The organism is Enterovibrio litoreus (assembly GCF_045679545.1).
Taxonomy (GTDB): Bacteria; Pseudomonadota; Gammaproteobacteria; order Enterobacterales; family Vibrionaceae; genus Enterovibrio.
Genome location: NZ_CP166194.1, coordinates 1,053,315 through 1,072,855 on the forward strand (window position 1 = coordinate 1,053,315; position 19,541 = coordinate 1,072,855).

17 protein-coding genes and 1 tRNA gene are annotated in these 19,541 nt (G+C 47.0%); 9 read left to right on the top strand and 9 right to left on the bottom strand.

Annotated elements, in window-relative coordinates; all coding sequences use genetic code 11:
* Nucleotides 1-6: 6 nt before the first annotated feature.
* From AB8599_RS04625 to AB8599_RS04640, 4 genes are all read right to left on the bottom strand, one after another.
* Nucleotides 7-765, bottom strand: a complete 759-nt coding sequence (locus AB8599_RS04625) for a sulfite exporter TauE/SafE family protein (RefSeq protein WP_407332616.1) — start codon at nucleotides 763-765, stop codon at nucleotides 7-9.
* Nucleotides 766-936: 171 nt separating this feature from the next.
* A tRNA-Pro gene (locus tag AB8599_RS04630) sits at nucleotides 937-1,013 on the bottom strand.
* Between the two features lie 117 nt (nucleotides 1,014-1,130).
* The gene (locus AB8599_RS04635; RefSeq protein ID WP_407333175.1) at nucleotides 1,131-3,005 is read right to left on the bottom strand and encodes a DUF3413 domain-containing protein; all 1,875 of its coding nucleotides are present in this window, start codon (nucleotides 3,003-3,005) and stop codon (nucleotides 1,131-1,133) included.
* Nucleotides 3,006-3,059: 54 nt separating this feature from the next.
* Nucleotides 3,060-3,278, bottom strand: coding sequence for a YejL family protein (locus AB8599_RS04640; protein WP_407332617.1), 219 nt, complete (start codon nucleotides 3,276-3,278; stop codon nucleotides 3,060-3,062).
* A 76-nt stretch (nucleotides 3,279-3,354) separates the two neighbouring features.
* Here AB8599_RS04640 and yejK point away from each other — a divergent pair, with 76 nt between their 5' ends.
* The 7 genes from yejK to AB8599_RS04675 all read left to right on the top strand — a co-directional run bounded on the left by yejK (nucleotide 3,355) and on the right by AB8599_RS04675 (nucleotide 12,067).
* Nucleotides 3,355-4,368 (top strand): nucleoid-associated protein YejK, encoded by a 1,014-nt coding sequence (yejK, locus tag AB8599_RS04645; protein WP_407332618.1) that lies wholly within the window; start codon nucleotides 3,355-3,357, stop codon nucleotides 4,366-4,368.
* Between the two features lie 250 nt (nucleotides 4,369-4,618).
* Nucleotides 4,619-5,902 (top strand): Hpt domain-containing protein, encoded by a 1,284-nt coding sequence (locus AB8599_RS04650; protein ID WP_407332619.1) that lies wholly within the window; start codon nucleotides 4,619-4,621, stop codon nucleotides 5,900-5,902.
* 42 nt (nucleotides 5,903-5,944) lie between these two features.
* A complete protein-coding gene (locus tag AB8599_RS04655; RefSeq protein WP_407333176.1) occupies nucleotides 5,945-8,410 on the top strand; it encodes an ATP-binding protein in 2,466 nt (821 codons plus the stop codon).
* A 146-nt stretch (nucleotides 8,411-8,556) separates the two neighbouring features.
* On the top strand, nucleotides 8,557-8,820 hold the full coding sequence (locus AB8599_RS04660) for a nitrous oxide-stimulated promoter family protein (RefSeq protein WP_407333177.1): 264 nt from the start codon (nucleotides 8,557-8,559) through the stop codon (nucleotides 8,818-8,820).
* A gap of 243 nt (nucleotides 8,821-9,063) precedes the next feature.
* Complete coding sequence (locus AB8599_RS04665) at nucleotides 9,064-10,050, top strand: TRAP transporter substrate-binding protein (protein WP_407332620.1); 987 nt, start codon at nucleotides 9,064-9,066, stop codon at nucleotides 10,048-10,050.
* 53 nt (nucleotides 10,051-10,103) lie between these two features.
* Nucleotides 10,104-10,667, top strand: a complete 564-nt coding sequence (locus AB8599_RS04670) for a TRAP transporter small permease (RefSeq protein WP_407332621.1) — start codon at nucleotides 10,104-10,106, stop codon at nucleotides 10,665-10,667.
* Nucleotides 10,664-12,067 (top strand): TRAP transporter large permease, encoded by a 1,404-nt coding sequence (locus AB8599_RS04675; RefSeq protein WP_407332622.1) that lies wholly within the window; start codon nucleotides 10,664-10,666, stop codon nucleotides 12,065-12,067. The genes AB8599_RS04670 and AB8599_RS04675 overlap by 4 nt, the downstream gene beginning before the upstream one ends.
* Nucleotides 12,068-12,160: 93 nt before the next feature.
* On the opposite strand, the gene AB8599_RS04680 is transcribed toward AB8599_RS04675, so the two are convergent.
* The 4 genes from AB8599_RS04680 to nhaC all read right to left on the bottom strand — a co-directional run bounded on the left by AB8599_RS04680 (nucleotide 12,161) and on the right by nhaC (nucleotide 16,472).
* Nucleotides 12,161-13,285: a M20 family metallopeptidase gene (locus AB8599_RS04680; protein ID WP_407332623.1), complete on the bottom strand. Its 1,125-nt coding sequence runs from the start codon at nucleotides 13,283-13,285 to the stop codon at nucleotides 12,161-12,163.
* 99 nt (nucleotides 13,286-13,384) lie between these two features.
* Entirely contained in the window at nucleotides 13,385-13,846 is a 462-nt protein-coding gene (locus tag AB8599_RS04685) for a YjiG family protein (protein ID WP_407332624.1), read from the bottom strand.
* The gene (locus tag AB8599_RS04690) at nucleotides 13,846-14,574 is read right to left on the bottom strand and encodes a nucleoside recognition domain-containing protein (protein WP_407332625.1); all 729 of its coding nucleotides are present in this window, start codon (nucleotides 14,572-14,574) and stop codon (nucleotides 13,846-13,848) included. Before AB8599_RS04690 ends, AB8599_RS04685 begins: the two co-directional genes overlap by 1 nt.
* Nucleotides 14,575-15,029: 455 nt before the next feature.
* The gene (nhaC, locus tag AB8599_RS04695) at nucleotides 15,030-16,472 is read right to left on the bottom strand and encodes a Na+/H+ antiporter NhaC (RefSeq protein ID WP_407332626.1); all 1,443 of its coding nucleotides are present in this window, start codon (nucleotides 16,470-16,472) and stop codon (nucleotides 15,030-15,032) included.
* 570 nt (nucleotides 16,473-17,042) lie between these two features.
* Here nhaC and asd point away from each other — a divergent pair.
* Nucleotides 17,043-18,161: an aspartate-semialdehyde dehydrogenase gene (asd, locus tag AB8599_RS04700; protein ID WP_407332627.1), complete on the top strand. Its 1,119-nt coding sequence runs from the start codon at nucleotides 17,043-17,045 to the stop codon at nucleotides 18,159-18,161.
* 171 nt (nucleotides 18,162-18,332) lie between these two features.
* Here the strand turns inward: asd and sodB are convergent, their stop codons facing one another.
* A complete protein-coding gene (gene sodB / locus AB8599_RS04705) occupies nucleotides 18,333-18,917 on the bottom strand; it encodes a superoxide dismutase [Fe] (protein WP_407332628.1) in 585 nt (194 codons plus the stop codon).
* Between the two features lie 262 nt (nucleotides 18,918-19,179).
* On the opposite strand from sodB, the gene AB8599_RS04710 reads away from it, so the two are divergent.
* Complete coding sequence (locus AB8599_RS04710) at nucleotides 19,180-19,518, top strand: Grx4 family monothiol glutaredoxin (RefSeq protein WP_407332629.1); 339 nt, start codon at nucleotides 19,180-19,182, stop codon at nucleotides 19,516-19,518.
* Nucleotides 19,519-19,541 lie beyond the last annotated feature (23 nt).

Genomic DNA, 19,541 nt, shown 5'->3' on the forward strand with positions numbered 1-19,541 from the left:
GTAGGGTCAAGATGTGTATGCGAAAATGCAGCCGACTAATGTCATTAGAAACAAGAACCATTTTAAGGTGTTGGGGTTGGCTTTAATGGCAAACTTCACCGCCAGCCATGCTCCCGCCATTGAACCCATCGCGAGCAGTAACCCTGGTAGCCATAGGATTAAATCTTGCCAGATAAAAATAATGAGAGAGACAGAAGTGAAAGCGAGTGTGCAGACCAGTTTTAGCGCATTCCCGCGCACGAGATCGTAGCGTAAGGTTCCGCATAAGGCAGCCAGTAACACGAAACCCACTCCCGCTTGTACAAAGCCGCCATAGAATCCTGCAATACTTAACCCTATCCATGAAGCGGGCGTGTCTTTGACTAAGCGAAAGGATTCATCAGTATCAGGGTTAACCATGCTCGGTCTTACAAGCATGATGAGGGCCATGAGCAGCATGGTTCCGAGTAACACCGGCTTGATAATACTAGAAGGCAGCCATGCTGCCGCAGACGCCCCGGCAAGGCCGCCAATCAATGTAGGAATGAGTATTGGGATAAGATCGGTTTGTTCAAGTCGCTTGTGGTGACGAAAACCGGCTACACCCGAAACACTTTGCATGAGTACACCCACGCGGTTGGTGGCATTGGCCACTTCGGCGGGCATGCCTAAGACAATGAGTGCGGGAATGGTTAAATTTGAGCCACCGCCAGCAAGCGTATTAATGATTCCAGCGATAAATCCAAGAACGACAAGCAGCACGCCAAACGCGAAAGAGACTTCCATATCTTCAATCCAAGGTGATAGGTCTACAAGGTGGTAGGTCCAATAGACCCGAAGTAATGGTTTTAAATCCTAGCTTGGATACTAACCGATACCTGTTAAAGTGACTAAAACCAATAAAGTGACTAAAACGAAAAAGCCCGCAGCAACATGCTGCGGGCTTTTTTGAAAAAATGGTCGGTCTGAGAGGATTTGAACCTCCGACCCCTGACACCCCATGACAGTGCGCTACCAAGCTGCGCTACAGACCGACACTAGAAAGTCATGGTACGAACACATGATCTTAGTGTCAATCGACTTTCTGCATTTAATTGGCCTATTTCAAGCATTTGGAACAAATAAGGCAGCCACTCGGGCTGCCTTATGCATCAGTTTTCTTCTGGGTGGTAAAACCGTTTCAGTTCATGCATGACTTGCATAAGAACAGATAGCTGAGGTTTACCTTCAGGCTGTAGTTTGTAATTACTGTCATAAATTCGGTAATTGCCAAACTTATCAACCACGGTTGTTTTATCTGGTTGAACGACCACGATATCACGGCTATCACCCGCAATGACCCATCTGCGCGGCTTATCTGCTAATTCGAACAAGTTACGTCCGCTAGTATAAAATTCAGCAGGACTGTCTGTCGCAAGCATAGATTCCATAAGCGTTGGCACGATGTCCAAGTGTGAACTGTAAGCACTCACTTCACGAGGCGCTTGACTCGGCCAATGAACAACCAAGGGGACTTGTAACTGATACTTACTGTAGTTGGTGTTGGCCCCCCAACTGTTTGAACCCGTTTCATTGAATTCAGTGCCGTGATTAGACGTAATCATGACCACGGTATTATCAAGCTGACCATTTTGTTCCAGCGTATCAAAAAGCTCACCCAATAAACCATCAACATAATACGCTGCGTTGTTATAACTGTTTTTCAGCACTAACGCAGTGTGATCGCCAACACTGGCAAGTTCATTGTCGAGTGAAGGCTGAAAAGGACGGTCATAATCGCCACCTTGTTCATATTCGATGACGCTTTTTAGCTCAAGATAGGCAAACCAAGGTTTGGTATTGTCACCTTGCTTAATCCACGTATCTAGGTTTTCTGTTGCCATGTGGTCAGCGACCCAAGCCTCGTCAGAGATAATTTCCGTTGAGTCTTCTAGGTACTTGCCAAAAATACTCTGGTAATAGATTGGATTGTCGAAGCTGTCTGCACTGAACAAGCCAAAGCGATAGCCTTTTCTATCCAGCGTATCGATGAGCACTGGGCTTAGGCCTTCGGTGCGAGCGCTTTGGGCGTAGCTGCCGGGAAGGCCATAAAATAGACCGAAAATTCCTGCCATTGCATCATTGCTGGAGCTGTAATGATGGGAGAATGTCACATTATCTTTGCCAAATTGGCTTAGGTTAGGCATCACAACCGGGTCGAGCATGTCTGCACGTAGCCCATCAATCATCACAATCAGGAGATTTTGCTTGTAGCTGGACGCATCCGCAGAAAATGAGAGTGTTTCCAGCGGGTAGCGAATAACGTCACTTTCTTGACTACCGAGTTCGTCGCGACGACGTTGATATTCCTGACGGTCAAGCAAGCCATATTTTTCCATGAAGGTTTTCGCCGTCATAGGATAAGAAATAGGGAAATTAGCGCGTTGCGCGGTCACTGGGCTGTATAAAAAGGCATCTGCCCAGATGTGGATCAAGTGGCTTCCTAGGAAGCAAACGGCAAACACGGTGGCAATCGGCACACCCACTCGCTTGCGAGAAAGCTTGCGCAGTTTGCGCCAGACCCATTCCGACATGGCTATTTCAAGGAGGAAAATAGCGGGCACGACAATAAATAAATATTGCCACTGGGCATTCATGTCAGTTTTTTCGCCGCTCAGCAGCAGTTCCCACACCAGCGGGTTGAGGTGAAGGTGTAGGGTTTCGAAGGCGTAAATATCCATCAGCAGAATTGTCATACCTGCTGTGGCAACGAGAACGGCAAACAGCCTCATTAACCGTTGTGACGGAATGAGGAAGCTTGCCGGGAAAATCACCAATATGTAAATAGCGAAAACAAGAAAACCGAAGTGGCCAATCCAGGTCAGCAACTGATAGGTCTGTCCGATCAATGTCTCGGGCCAACCGGATTGCACTATGTAGCGCGTTCCCAGCAACATGGCCGCAATAATATTGAAGAAGCTAAACCAGTGTCCCCAGCTAATCAGCTGTGACACTTTGTCCTTGTACGTATTTCCGCTGTCTACCATAAAGGCCAATTATTCTCTTTATTTTACTGGGCGTATATTTTCGACGCGCTCTTATTACTCTGTATCGATAGAAGACAGCAGAGCTTGAGCAAATTTTTCCGCAATCACTTTTCGCTGTGCGGCTGGCAGGTTGTTATTCATCAGATTAGTCGCAATGTTGCCAACCACCATCAGTGAAAGATCAGTCGAAGCTTTGTGCTTTTCAAGAACATTGACCACATCAGCCAGGATCTGTTCAACGTTTTTATCTTGATATTTAGAAGTAACAGGCATAGAAACTCTTGTCTTGTGTCAGGAGAAGCCGCGTATAATACCCCACACTCTAGTCTGACTTAAAATGTTTTCAATTATGAGCCTCACGCTTTCAAACGTTATTCTTCATCAACTTAAAAAAGATGGCGAAGATTCCTTGGTCGTGCACCTGAGAGATCAGATGCTAACTCATTCACCTTCAACGGAAAATTTGGTCAGCGAAATTCATCGTGTGTATAACGCTAAAGCCGGGAAAGGTTTTGGGCAGTTTGCTGAAGAGAGTGATTTTGCCAGCTGGTTGAGAGCATGCCGTAAGCAAGAACTCGATTTTCAGTCATTTTCATCGCAATCTGCAGAGCGATTAAAAACCGAATTGTCAAAATATCCTTTTGCAGATGAAGGGGTACTGGTGATTGCGGAATACCGCTCTCTGGCAACAGAGTACCTGTTCATTGGTTTGTTAGAATCGAAAGCCAGCATGAAAGTCACGGACGATCTCGAGATCAGTTCTACCGATTACCTCGATGTTGCCAAAATGGACATCGCTGCGCGTATCGATTTGTCGACATGGGAAACGGATGCACAGTCCAATCGTTACCTGACATTTATTAAGGGGCGTGTCGGGCGCAAAGTGGCTGACTTCTTCCTTGATTTCATGCAGGCGGAAGTGGGCATGGACACCAAGCAGCAAAACCTTGTTTTGCTGCAAGCGGTCGAAGACTACTGCGCAGATTCACGCTTAGAAAAAGAAGAAAAGCAAGAATACCGAAAGCAAGTTTACGATTATTGCAATGGTCAGCTTCAATCTGGTGATGAAGTGGTGGTCAAAGAGCTGGCGAGTGAACTGCCAAAAAATGATCAGGGTGTTGATTTTTACCAATTCGCCACTGAGCAGGGTTATGAGCTTGAAGAGAGCTTTCCTGCTGATAGAACTTCAATGCGCAAGCTCACCAAATTCGTTGGCGGCGGCGGTGGCTTGTCGATCAATTTTGAAAGTATGTTACTTGGCGAACGTATTTTCTACGATCAAGAGACAGACACGCTGACCATCAAAGGTACCCCTCCAAATCTCCGAGACCAGCTAATGCGTCGCTTGAACGTCGAAGATTAACTCCCGCCGAACAATCATCTTCGTATTACTACGTCATACGCCTTTTTCGTCATCTTCTTTGCGAAAAAGGCGTATGTGCTACCATACAACTTTCGATTAATATGTTTGCAAAATAAGACAAACTACCTAATTTTAAGTAAATACTGTAAAAGTATCACTTTGCCTCGCATAGCGTGCGTGCTAAATGTTGCGTGATAAGTGCGTAGGCCTTTGAGCTCATTAGGGTTGAATTCCAGAACAAGGATCGCCAGTGACATCGCTTCCTTTGCTGTCCCAATTAAATCAAAAGCTTTCTTTTAACGGCCGTCGACGCACGCTGAAGCAGTGGTTGTCTTTACTTCTGTGGGGCGGGTTTATTGTGTCTTTTTGCTATGCCTTGTTTGTGTATTCAGATATGAAGCATACGAAAGACCATGCCTCGCACATTGTGAAATTGAACAATGCCGCGCAGCAGTTGCGCCAAACTGTTTCGGCCGCCATGTTAAATCAGGACAAAGAGCGTAAGAATCTTGAACAAGAAGTTCAACACTTTCGGTATTTGTTACTTCGTACTAAATCGCACACGATTGAAGATAATTGGGACGATATTCAACAGACATTGTTAGAAGCGGATGCGTTTGTTGAAGATGTCGATAACCTACTTGCATCAATTTATGCTGTATCCAGAGTCACTGCACAGCTCAAACAGTTGTTAGATGATCGCGCTTCTCCTGCGCTGACGTCTTTATATCAATCAGTGAGTAGCTACTTATTGTTCGAGCTTCATGGCTTTAATGATGGGACGCAGACTGACCGTGTTGTGCGTTTTAATCGTTATCTCAAAGAGATTGAAAATGAGCTGACGCGATTAGAATCCAACGTTGAACATGTGCAGCTGTATACGCTGTACACAAGCTTAGAGCGTATAAATCGTCAGCTTGAAAGTGTCGATGCGGTGATTAATCACAAGTTTGTTCGCTCAATGGCTCAGCAACAAACGTATTGGACGACGCAGGTTTTAATGTTGCTCGATAACACGATTTCAGCGTTGCTTTTGGCCTTTACCATGCTGCTGGCTCAGGTCATGCTCCGATATAACCTTGAGCATGAACAGACTGAAAAACCTCGTTTGAAAAGCGTGGAGAAGGAAAACAGACATATTGATAAGGCCAGATCATTTCAGTTTGTTGAACCGTCAGAACCGCTTTTTGATGTGACTATTTTGCAAGAGCAACTAGAGGAAGACATGGAAGCCATTGAGTCGGTGCTCACCATGTTTGTTGCCGAACACCAAGGTGACGGTCACGCCCTAGAAAAGCACATAGAAATGGGCGAACTCGCTCGAGCGCGATCGCTGATGCACAACCTTAAAGGTGTATCCGGCAATATTGGTGCAATCGCGTTGCAAGAATACTGCACTGACGCTGATGCAACATTGAAAGAAGGGCAGTTAATCGAACTTGCTTCAGTGAAGCAATTTCAAAAGCTGTTGAGCCTCACTATTCAAGCTGTTTTAAAAGAGATGGAACAGTCTCATAAAACCACTGTGTCTTGAGGAGTGAATGTGCTTGTAAAAGATCTACCTTGGTACAAAACAATGAGTGTCAAAGCCCTTTGGATCGTGGCGTTGATGTTGACCGTGGTGGTTATCACCATTGTTTATGTGCTGGAAACAACCGGTGACAGCATGGTACGTGACAGTGCCAATCAGCGAGTTGAAGCGCAGGTTGAAACGGTGGCTCAAAGTTTGGGGCAGTTATCAAATAACGTAGAGACTATCGCGTTGTCTTTGGCTAACACCTTGTCCCTTGATGATAGCGAAGCGGAGATAGAGAAAAAACTCTCTGCCATGCTCACCAATAAGAACATCAAACGCATAGTTGCCAGTGGTGGCTTTTGGCCTGAACCCTATCTTTATGATGAAAAACGCTCAAAAGCGTCCGTTTTTATTGCATTCAATGAAGATGGCACGTATTCGCGCATAGAAGATTATAATCAGCCCTCTGCAGCGCCTTACCAAGTCGCGGAATGGTATGCCCCCGCTCGATTATCCAAAGAAGAAACGTATTGGTCGAGAGCGTATATCGACCCTTATACCAATGAGCCAATGGTGAGTTGTAGCGTACCTATTTTCCACCAAAATAAGTTTGCTGGGGTCGTGACGATTGATGTCCGCTTGGCCGAGTTGCAGGCGTTTTTGACTCGAAGTGGGCAAAAGTTGGGGGGCTACATGGTCATGTTTGATCGAAGCGGTCGAATCATGTCTTACCCTGAGGCACTGTCTGGCGATTATCGAGAGCCGTTGCCGAGCGTGCGAGAAATTGCTAATACGCAACCTGATTTTTCAGAGTTAGCCTTGGTAATAAGCCTTGCCACACAAGGTGAGCGCTTGGTGATTCAAAGTAATCCGAATTTGCAAGAGATGGCCAAATCCATTGTTTCGTCGTCTCCTGATATTGATCTAGGGTACGCGCTCTCTGTTGCCGCCGAATTGACGCCAAATTCAAAAGTTTTTCAGCCGACGGAGCGTTTGTTTATACATCGTCTCGAACGTGATCCTATCTTACACGAAGCCACCTTGGTTTTCGGGCGGACACTGCCAGATACAGATTGGTTGCTGGTTGGCGCATTACCCGAGCGCTTGCTGCTGGTTGAGGCGACAAAGCTTAAAAATGATCTCTTTTCCGCGATGGTGCTTGTGGCCATTTTGCTTGTGTGTATGGCCTATCTTGCTATCCACCTGCAAATTGTTCGTCCGATGGCGAGGGTGCGAAGTGCGCTTATCGGTCAACGAGGTGACGTGCCTTTTGCGCCCATTAATTATACTCAGCAAGATGAGCTAGGTATGCTGGTTAAGGAGTTCAATCAGCTCAGCACTAACTTGGTCGAAACACGTGAACGAGCTGTTGAAGCCGCACGCGCTAAGCAGTTGTTTCTTGCCAATATCAGCCATGAAATCCGAACGCCCATGAATGGCATACTGGGCGCGGCTTCTCTGATGCAGGATGAGCCTATGTCAGCCAAGCAAGCTGAATACCTCTCTGTTATTTCTCACTCATCTCGTGGCTTGATGTCGCTCATCAACAACATTTTGGATTTCAGTAAGATGGAATCGAATCATCTCAAGCTGGAAGAAGCACCGTTCGATCTTGAACAGGTGGGCAGCTATATTCGAGATCTCATGCTGCCGACCATCATTAATAAGCCCCAATTGGTGTTTGATTTCTCTTACGATGAAGCTTGTCCAAGACGATTCCTTGGTGATGCACACCGCATTGAGCAAATTATGCTCAACCTGGTGTCCAACGCGCTTAAGTTTACTGAGAATGGGCTTGTAAGCCTGAAGGTCACGGTTAACAAACAGGCTGGGCGATACACTGGCGTTAATATTCGTGTATCAGATACGGGTGTTGGCATTCCTGCGGATAAATACAGTGTCATCTTTGATGAATTTCAGCAGGCGGATACATCGACCACACGCCGATATGGCGGCTCAGGACTTGGTCTTGCGATCACCAAACAACTGGTTGATTTGATGGGAGGAGAGATTTCTGTCACCAGTGAAGTGGGGAGAGGCAGCCAATTTAGTATCATGTTACCGCTGCAAATTGAAAAAGATAGTGTTGAGAAAAAAGGGCGAGAACTGCTCAAACAACACAATGATGCATTCTTTGGTAAGCACTGTTTATTGGTGGAAGACAATGCAATCAACCTCATGATTGCCGAAAAGATGCTCATGAAATTTGGTTTTTCTGTGGACAGGGCAACCGATGGCCGCGCGGCGTTAGAAAAGACCAAGACGCAAGGCTACGACATTATCTTTATGGATATTCAGATGCCTCTAATGGATGGCTTGGAAGCCACGAGACAGATTCGCTCATCTGACAGTTTTAATCGTCAAACACCCATTGTGGCAATGACTGCAAATGTGCTTAAAGACGATATTTGGCGTTGCATCAGTAATGGTATGCAAGGACACATCGGAAAGCCGCTACGAGAAAATGACATCTATACCGCATGCATTAAGGCGTTATCGATGGAAGTCGAAGTGCAACAATCATAGCTTGGCGATATTTTCAGCGGACGTACCCACTAAAGGTTGATCCGCGTCAAAGGTTTTTGTCGGTACCTAGGGAGAATAGCGCGCCTATGAAAACTGTATCGAACGCGCCCCCGAAACGTCGCCAACCTGTTTGGCTTGTTCGCGCAATGGCGTCCTTATATTGCAAACGTATACACCGTGGTAGTCATCTTTGTCCGCAGTGTACGGCTTTAATCGCATTTGAAGAGCAGCGTGCAATGCAGTGCTGCAATGAGGGTAATGGCTCGTCATGTAAAGAATGCAATCGGCAATGCTATCCAGATGCCACTCGTTTGGAGATCAATCACATCGTGCGTTGGGCTGAGCCAAAAATGCGCTTGCGCAGACCGTTGATGGTGGCGCGAAATTACGTCGCTGCACTGTTTAATTAACGCTTTTATTCGAGCGGCCCCAATACATTTTTTCCGCAATATTATTCCTCGTTTTTTCGCTAATGATTAACCAATGGGTGGATTTTCACCCATTTCCACTTTTTCACCTCTCAGTTTTGTTTTCTTCTTGTTAATTAATTGTTTCAATTTGTGTGCTTGCCTGCGTCCTCCACTAAACATATAGGGAGTTATTAAATCGCGTGCCGTATTTGGCACTGCTGACACAAGGAAAGAGGACACGGTATGAAAAAGCTAAAAACGATGTTTTCAGCGTTAGCGCTCTGTGCTGGAATGACGGCATTTGCGCATGCTGCACCTGAAACCATCAAATTTTCGCATGTGGTTGCAGAAAATACCCCGAAAGGACAGATGGCGCTGAAGTTCCGCGATTTAGTTGCAGAGCGTATTGGCGACAAATATGTGGTTGAAGTTTATCCAAACTCACAGCTTTTTGGTGACGGGAAAGAAATGGAGGCCCTGTTGCTTGGAGACGTTCATTTTATTGCACCTTCTTTGTCCAAGTTCTCCAAGTACACGAAACAACTGCAAGTGTATGATCTCCCATTTCTGTTCAAAGACATGGAAGCCGTGGATCGCTTCCAACAAAGCGAAGCCGGGCAGCAATTGCTAGAATCTGTGAAAAGCAAAGGTCTGATTGGACTGGGTTATTTACACAATGGCTTAAAGCAGCTGTCTGCTAATGACCCACTGCGCGTTCCTAGCGATGCTGATGGTAAAAAGTTCCGCATTATGAGTTCAGATGTTTTGGCAGCTCAGTTTGAAGCTGTTGATGCCGTACCACTGAAAAAGCCTTTTTCTGAAGTGTTTACCCTCCTGCAAACTCGCGCCATCGATGGGCAGGAAAACACCTGGTCAAATATCTACTCGAAGAAATTTTTCGAAGTTCAGCCATACATCACCGAATCAAACCACGGTGTGTTGGATTACATGATCACCACCTCGACTGAGTTTTGGATGACGATGCCTGATGAAGATCGTGCTGTGCTGAAAAAAGCGCTGGCAGAAGCGGTCGCTCATGGCAATGCGATTGCCAATGATAAAGCGATGGAAGACCGCCAGAAAATTTTGGAATCAGGTCGCAGCGAGATTATTACGTTATCTGATGGTGAACGTCAGCAATGGGTAGAAGTGATGAAACCCGTATGGACTGAGTTCCAAGGTGAAATCGGTGAGGACATCATCCAAGCCGCAGTGGCATCTAACCAGTAAGTGATATTTCCCAGCCCCGCAAAAGGGGCTGGTTTTTATCTTGGGAGTAGAAAATGGTTCGGTTATTACACCGTTTTGAAGAGGCGGGCATTGGTCTCTTGTTGGTGACAATGACACTGTTAGTGTTTTTTGAAGTGATACTGCGATTCTTCTTCAATGAAGGATTGCTCTGGGCGCAAGAATTGACGCTCTACCTTTCAGCATGGCTTGTACTCATGGGCGCTTCGTGGGGACTGCGTGAAGGCGCGCACATTGGCGTGGATGCTGCCATCAAACACTTTCCACCTGCGCTGCAAAAAACAATCACCTTGGTGGCACTCGCGTTGTGTTTGGTTTACTGCGGTTTGTTTCTTTATGGCTCTTGGATTTACCTCAGCAAGATGAAGATGATTGGCATTGAAATGGAAGACATGCCCATCGAGAAATGGAAAGCGATGTCATGCTTGGTGTTTGGCTTTGGTTTGTTAGCACTTCGCGTTTGCACTATCGCTTACGAAGTCTGGACAGGAAATCGTCAAGGATTTGGTTTGTTTGATGAAGCCAAAGAGAGTATGCATTTGGCAGAAGAACTGGCCGGTGAAATAGAAGATAAAGAGAAAGAGGAGCGCAACAAATGACCATTGCTGCATTGTTTGGCATGCTCTTTCTGTGCATGTTCATGGGAATGCCTATTGCGATTGCATTGGGTTTATCGAGCGTCACGACCATTCTTTTATTTTCCAATGACTCATTGGCATCGATTGCACTAAAACTGTTCGAAGCGACCAGTGAGCACTACACCTTATTGGCAATCCCATTCTTTATCCTTTCTTCTGCCTTTTTGTCTACGGGTGGTGTTGCTCGCCGATTGATTAACTTCGCTATTGATTGTGTGGGTCATATCCGTGGTGGTCTTGCCATGGCATCCGTCATGGCATGTATGCTGTTTGCTGCGGTATCGGGCAGTTCTCCAGCGACGGTGGCTGCGATTGGCTCTATTGTCATCGTGGGCATGGTGAAAGCGGGCTATCCCAAAGCATTCGCTGCGGGTGTGATTGCCAACGCAGGGACGCTAGGTATTCTAATACCACCTTCAATTGTTATGTTGGTATACGCAGCAGCCACGGAAGTGTCGGCATCACGTATGTTCATGGCGGGCTTTATCCCCGGTTTGATGATGGGCGGGATCTTGATGGTGGCGATCTACATCGTTGCCATCGTGAAAGGGTTGCCTTCTCAACCATTTCCGGGCGTGATGTCGTTGGTTAATTCAGGGCTTCGTGCGCTGGGCGGTTTAATGTTGATTATTATCGTCCTTGGGTCAATCTATGGCGGTGTTGCCAGCCCAACAGAGGCGGCCTCTGTGGCTGCGGTGTACGCATGGCTGGTCAGTGTCTGGGGTTATCGCGATATTGGTCCGCTCAAAGCCAAACCTTGGCGCAACGAGGGTGAAGCTACCGTCAGCATGTTACTGCGTAATTTCGCTTTGTTGCCCTTGGTGATGGTGCGTTCTTTCACTGACAAAGAAGTGAGCAATGTGGTGCGTGATGCGTCGAAAGTCAGCATTATGCTGCTATTCATCATTGCTAATGCCATGTTGTTTGCGCATGTACTGACGACAGAGCGTATTCCTCACAGCATTGCTGAAACCATTGTTGCATGGGGCTTACCTGCGTGGGGCTTTCTCATTGTGGTGAACATTCTGCTGCTGATCGCCGGTAACTTTATGGAGCCATCAGCCATCTTGCTGATCATGGCACCGATTTTGTTCCCGATTGCGATGCAGCTAGGTATCGACCCTATTCACTTGGGCATCATCATGGTGGTGAATATGGAGATAGGGATGCTGACGCCTCCCGTGGGGTTAAACCTCTTTGTCACGGCAGGTATCACAGGGGAGAGCATGGGCTGGGCCATTAAAGCGGCGCTACCATGGTTAAGCTTACTGCTGTTCTTCCTGATACTGATCACTTACATTCCGGATATATCCTTGTTCTTGCCAAACTACCTTGATTCATTGCGTGGGTATAAATCCTAAGTAGGGATTGGCGTTGGAATGATAATGAAAAGGGCGCTGATCTTCAGCGCCCTTTTTGTTTGTGAGGTTGCAAGTTTTAGTGACCGAACTTGTTTAACGAGCCAGTTTGGTGATGACAGACTTAAGCAACTGAATACGTGGTTCGATAGACGCTAAATCTAAATACTCAGCATCACTGTGGAAGCCCGCACCGATAGGGCCCAAACCATCAAGGGTCGGCACGCCCAACACGGCGGTTAGGTTTGCGTCTGATCCGCCCCCGACTTCTTGCCAAGTGATATCGATACCCAGATCCTTGCCGGTTTCTTCGATGATCGCCATCAGAGCTTCTGTTTTGCTTGTTGGTGCCATCGCTGGCTTGGTCGCTTCACGAACTAAAGATACGGTAACGCCCTCAACAAACGGCGTTTCCGTCAATGCACGGATTTTGCTATCCACTTGCGCATACTCGTCGTTATCCCAGAAACGGACGTCAACCACGGCTTCTGCGTGTTGTGGAACAATGTTCGCACCGTCGCCACCATTAACGACACCCACGTTTAGGGTGGTGCCTGATTCGAAATTCGTCATCGCGTTCAAGGCAAGGATCCAATGCGCCATTTCAGTGATTGCACTGCGGCCATTTTGTGGCTCATTCCCAGCGTGAGCGGCTTTACCGTGGAACGTCATTCTGTAACGCGCCATGCCTTTACGTGCTTTCACTAGCGAACCATCGGCGCGCGCGGCTTCAGCAACTAACACATGGTGTGCATTTTTTGCTACTGACTTTAACCACGCCTCAGAATGCAGCGAGCCAATTTCTTCATCTGGATTCATGCAAACGCAAATGGACAGTTTATCTTTGACACTTGGTTCGAGGTTGCGAAGGGCATAAACCACGTTGAGCAGGCCGGATTTCATATCGGATACGCCTGGGCCGTATGCACGGTTTTCATCGTTGCTCATTGGGCGTTCAGCCGCTGTGCCAACTGGGAAAACGGTATCCAGATGACCAATTAGCATGACATCAATGTGCTCAGCATCCGGTTTGTTGCGGATTTCTAGTCCAGTACCCGCGATGCCACAATCCACACGTTTGATGTGCCACCCCCCCATGTCCTCGTACTTTGCCGCCATTAGGTTGGCGACAACGTCAATACCTTCGACGGTGAGTGTGCCGCAATCCACGTTGATCAGTGGGCGCAGTTCATCGAGGTAAGTGTTCAAAGAAAAATTCATAACAACTCCAGCGTTCCGTTCAGAAAAGCAACGCCGAGCCCTTGGTACTTTGTCCTCAAGCGAGGAGAGTGGAAGGTGCTCAGCGTGGAAGAAAGACAATTAAACCAGGATATTCATGACCATCATTGCGCCCAATGCATTGATCACCGAAATCAGGATCATCACTGGGATGTAACGGCCTTCCGTGCCAATCGGACCAAGGATTCGGCCAAGGTATTGAACTTGTGAACCCATCAAGTAGATAGCAGGAGCAAGAATCGCGATGTGTTGACCATTCAAAATACCTTGGTCGAACAGGCTGATCACCACGCCCACAGCGCCGCCCATTGACATCCATGCGCCGATAAGTACCGCCGCCGCTTCACCCGGTAAGCCAAAAACCGCCATGATTGGCGAAAACACGGTGCCCATGAGATCCAATGCGCCCGTGATTTGAAGCGCTTTAATGATCACAAAGGCCATCAAAACGTTAGGTACCGTAGACATGGTAGCGATGGTCCAACCTTTCTTGGCACCTTCGACAAAAATATCCGTCACCATTGGTTTTTTCACTTCGCTCATTATGCTTTCTCCTCGGTCATGGCGACTGTGTTGGTTTTGTCTTCTTTGCCTTCAGTGATATTGAGATAAACACGGAACAAGTTTGCGCCAACAAACTTAAAGACAAACATCACAGCAACAGCCAAACCGATTGAAGATGTTACCGCCAAAGAACCATCCATGAGCGTTAACGTGAATAGCACTGCACCGGAGGAGAAGAAGTTAACGATGGTTGCGCCTGCAGAAAACTGGAACATGGTGAAAACATCAGTTTCTCGCTTGGTCAGGTGGCCTTCATCTTTCAGCTGGCGAGTCATTGCTGCGCCTGCATCGGTACTTTGTAAAGACGCAATCAGTGCGAGACCCGAGTTACCAGGAATGCCCATCAGCGGGCGAAGAAGTGGTGTTAGCAGTTTGCGTGCCGCATCAAGCGCACCGTAGTGTTCCAACACGTTGATCATGCCCAAGGCAAACATCACGGTAGGAATCAGTGTTAGAGCGAACAGGAAGCCATCACGCGCGCCGCTGCCGCCTTTGCCTCGCATGGACGTGGTCGCGGCCTGAATACCGTCTGCAGTTTCATTAACGCCGTAAACAACGCTACCGAACGATCCGTTCAGTGTGGTGAAGTCAAAAACGCCATACCATTCGTTAGATTGAAGTAGTCCGGAAAAGAAAACGACGGCAAAGGCGAGAGCAATGAAACTGCCAATGGTAACTTTGCGGTCCTGTTGGTCAGGTTGCGACATAATGGATCCCTAAAATGTAAAATTAATCACCCTGATTGTGCTTAAGTGCGGGCAGGGAAAATTGATTGGCATCAACCCAAATGAAATAAATGAATCGAAAGTCGTGCTTTTGCATGAATGTGAGGCATTGGTCTATTTTTACGTTAACAAAGATGGGGTTAGTGGTTGCGGGTAGATGGCAATTCTGAGTTTGTTGGATTAACAGTTCAATTATTTGGTGTGAATGGCGTGTAACAATAAAACCATGTGATCTGGAAAGAGGCTTGATGGTCAGTAATCTGAATGCTGAATGCTGAATGCTGAATGCTGAATGCTGAATGCACTAAAGCACTAAAGCACGAAACTAGGCAGAAGAAAGCGAAGTGGAAATCAAGAAAAAAGTAAGACGCAAAAAAGGTGCGTCATGCACCTTCTTTGCGTTAAGTAGTGGGGGGCTTTATGCCAGTGGTCCGTGACTAGCTCGCTGAAGCAACCGTTGCTAGGCGCTCGTTACTTTCAGTGTTTTTCTGAGCCGGCTGCTTTTCGCAAGGGTCAACAAACCAACCCATGTATGAAGTCAGAATGGTCACTAAAATACAAACAAAGCTGAGCCACATAAATGGGGCGTAAGACAGTGTTGCGACGCCCAAAATGCTCGCCATATAAATGCCGTTATCACTCCAAGGCACCATGCCAGACGTTAAGGTGCCGCCAAACTCCGCATTTCGCGACAGGTTCTTACGTTGATAGCCCAAGCGGTCATAATTTTTCGCGCAGATTTTTGGTGTCAGGATTAAAGACACATACATGGCAGAGCCAAATACGTTGCCCAAAAATGCGGTTCCGATCGTCGATGTTGCCAAGCTGCCCGCTGAGTTCACCTTGCTCTCAAACACTTTCGCGATGGTCTCCAACACGCCCACTTTGTCCAGCAAACCACCGAAGCCAAGGCCAAAGATGATCACGGCGACTGAGCCAAGCATGGATTCCATGCCGCCACGATTAAGAATCGAATCAATAAAGCTCACGCCCGATTCAATCGAGAACGGTGCCCACGCCGTGTTGATGGCGGTCAGCGGTGCCATATCTTGCACCACAATCGCCCACACAATACCTAGCACTGAACCGAGTGTAATAACAGGGAACGAAGGTAAACGAAGCGCAAGCAATACCAGCACGATAGCAACGGGAACAAAGCTTAGCGGAGTAATGACAAATTGTTTCTCCATCGCGATGATCACGTCGTTGACCTGCGCCATGTCTACATTGCCTGCATAGTGAAGGCCGAGAGCCGTAAACAAAATACCGGTAATGATGTAGCTGATCAGCGCGATAGGTAGCATGCCTTTGATGTGTTCCATCACTTCAACGCCTGACATTGACGATGCAAGGATCACTGAATCTGACAGTGGCGAGAGTTTGTCACCAAAGTAGCAACCAGAAAGCACAGCACCAGCTGTCACCGGGGCTGGTACACCAAGCCCTTGTCCGATCCCCATCATGGCAATACCCGCCGTACCCGCAGCGCCCCACGATGTACCTGTCGCCAGTGCAGTCAAGGAGCAAATGATCATGGTGGCAGCAAGGAAAATGGACGGATGAATCGCATTCAAGCCGTAGTAAATGATGGTAGGAACAATGCCGCCGGCAATCCATGTACCGACAAGCGCACCTACAGCGAGCAAGATCAGCACTGCCCCAAGGCCATTCGCTATGCCCTGTGTGGCTGCCTTTTCTAGGTCTTTGTAATCGTGTCCCAGCTTGATGCCAAGGCCAATAATGATGAACCAGCCAATGTATAGTGCCAGTTGGATAGGCAAATCAAGCTTTGCCGTGAAAGAGAATGCCAGTAAGAGAAACAAACCAAGTGAAGTAAAAACTTGGAATAACGAAGGGAGTTTCGCCGTGTACTTTTGCATATTTCAAACCTTATATGTCGAGCCCAGTGGCTCCTGCCGGTGAAATATCCATATTGGGGCTGTCGTGACTGCCTTCCTGGCGGCGCAACGTACTTTATCGAAACAAGGATGAAGAGGTGAACAAGTATTTTGTTTTATGTGACCTGAGCGCTTAGCGTGTTATTTTTCATGGTTTACTGTGTGAATTGGTCGGTTTTTTGTTATTTAAATTGCAACTTTTCTGTTTTGTGTATGTGTTGCAAGTGTGTGATTTTTTGTTTCTCATCGATTTTATGTGCTTATTATATGTCCTATTTTGGATTTATATGGCCACTACTGTTGCTATATGGAGTGATAAATCCTGATTTTTAAGCTGGTGGCTGTGATGGCTTTTAGAAAACCTCAAGAAATAGGCGGTTGATCACAATTTTTTATTCAGTGGCGAAAAAAATCATGAATGTCTTGGCTGTCGTCACGATCGCCTTGATTTGCCTCGCCGAGTTAGGCAAAAAGATGCAGTTTTTGCTTGTTATTTGGGGCGTTAATTTTCAAGATAGGGCGAGAAGATTATAACAAGGAGTGTGAGAGCGAATGAAAAGAGTAGGTTTAGTCGGCTGGCGCGGCATGGTCGGTTCAGTGCTGATGCAGCGCATGGTAGAAGAACGTGATTTCGATGTGATCGAGCCTGTTTTCTACAGCACCTCTCAAGTTGGTATTCCAGCACCGAATTACGGGAAAGATGCGGGTTTGCTGGAAGATGCATTTAATATCGAGAGTTTGAAAACGCTCGATATCGTGATTACCTGCCAAGGTGGTAGCTACACTGAGGCCGTGTATCCGAAGCTTCTGGCTGCAGGATGGAAAGGTTACTGGATTGATGCAGCATCAACCCTGCGCATGAAAGAAGACAGCATCATTACGCTTGATCCGGTCAACTTTAAGCAAATTCAAGAAGGCATCCACAAAGGCACTAAGACCTATGTGGGCGGCAACTGTACCGTTAGCTTGATGCTGATGGCGGTTGGTGGTCTTTACCAAGAAGGTCTGGTTGAGTGGATGACGGCGCAAACGTATCAGGCAGCGTCTGGTGCGGGTGCGAAAAACATGCGCGAACTGATCAGCCAGATGGGCGTCGTTAACGACTCTGTTGGCCTTGAATTAGCAAACCCTTCAACGTCTATTTTGGACATCGACCGTAAAGTGGCTGAAACACTGCGTTCTTCTAGCTTCCCTACCGCTGAGTTTGGTGCGCCACTTGCGGGCTCATTGATTCCATGGATCGATGTGAAGCGTGAAAACGGTCAGAGCAAGGAAGAGTGGAAAGGCACGGTTGAAACCAACAAGATTCTTGGCATTCAAGATAATCCAGTACCGATTGATGGTACTTGTGTGCGTATCGGTGCCATGCGTTGTCACAGCCAAGCGTTGACCTTGAAGCTTAAGAAAAACGTGCCGTTGGATGAAATTGAAAGCATCATCGCATCGCATAATGATTGGGTGAAAGTGATCCCGAACGAGCGTGATATTACCGTTCAAGAACTGTCTCCAGCGAAAGTGACGGGTACCTTGTCTGTTCCTGTTGGTCGCCTTCGTAAGATGACCATGGGCGATGACTTCCTCAACGCGTTTACCGTGGGTGATCAGCTATTGTGGGGTGCGGCAGAACCGCTTCGCCGTACACTGCGTATCATTTTGTCAGAAGTGGCGTAAGCGCATCTCGCAAAAATCACAGGTTTGTAAATAATCAAAACAATGCCGCTGTTTGTCAGCGGCTTTTTTGTATCTGTTATTTGGGATAGAAACAATCACGTTGAATTTTGGGCAAAAAAATACCCCGCCGAGGCGAGGTATTATCATCTTTCACACATGGTGAACGGAGAATTAAGCAGCCAGGTTCTGTGCTACGAATTCCCAGTTAACCAGTGCCCAGAATGCATTCATGTAGTCTGGACGTAGGTTGCGGTAATCGATGTAGTAAGCGTGTTCCCACAGGTCAACGGTCAGCAGAGGAGTCACACCTTCTTCAGTCAGAGGCGTCGCTGCGTTTGACGTGTTAACGATGTCCAAAGAACCGTCTGCTTTCTTCACCAACCAAGTCCAAGAAGAACCGAAGTTGTTGATTGCAGAATCAGTGAATTTCGCTTTGAATTCTTCAAAAGAACCGAATGCTTTTGCGATTGCGTCAGCAACATCACCTGTTGGCTCACCGCCGCCATTTGGGCTTAGGCAATGCCAGTAGAAGGTGTGGTTCCAGATTTGAGCTGCGTTGTTGAAAACGCCACCGGTAGAAGTCTTGATGATCTCTTCCAGAGATTTGCTCTCAAGCTCAGTGCCTTCAACTAGGCCGTTTAGCTTAACAACGTAAGTGTTGTGGTGTTTACCGTGGTGGTATTCCAGAGTCTCTTGAGAAATGTGTGGTTCTAGCGCGTTTTTCTCGTAAGGAAGAGCTGGTAGTTGAAATGCCATTACTCGATTCTCCATGATGGCGGGGTTTCCCCCTGACATTATTGCTTCCTGTAGATTTGTCTTACACTGTAGGAGTGTTACCTATAGGTGGACGTATCTACTTATAGACTGACTGCGAAACAGTTTAGCAAGTTTTTACTTTATTAAAAGAAGAATTTTAAAAAAAGCGACTGAATTTGACCCTATAGATTTTAGGCGTTTTTTTCCAACCCTTTCCCAGTTAGAATCAGGGTAATCATCACACTTGGTGTTCGAGGAAGTAATGGAAACGATTGATAAAATTAAACAGCAGATTGAAGAAAATACCATCCTGCTATACATGAAAGGCTCACCTAAGCTGCCTAGCTGTGGTTTTTCTTCTCAAGCTAGCCAAGCGCTGATGGCGTGTGGTGAAAAATTCGCTTACGTCGATATTCTGCAAAACCCTGATATCCGTGCTGAGCTGCCAATCTACGCACAGTGGCCAACTTTCCCACAACTGTGGATTGAAGGTGAGTTGATTGGTGGTTGTGACATCATTCTGGAAATGTTCCAGAAAGGCGAACTTCAGCCGTTGATCAAAAACGCGACTGCACGTCGTGACACAGAAGAAAACAACTAGGCTGTTTGCTTAGCCTGTGAATG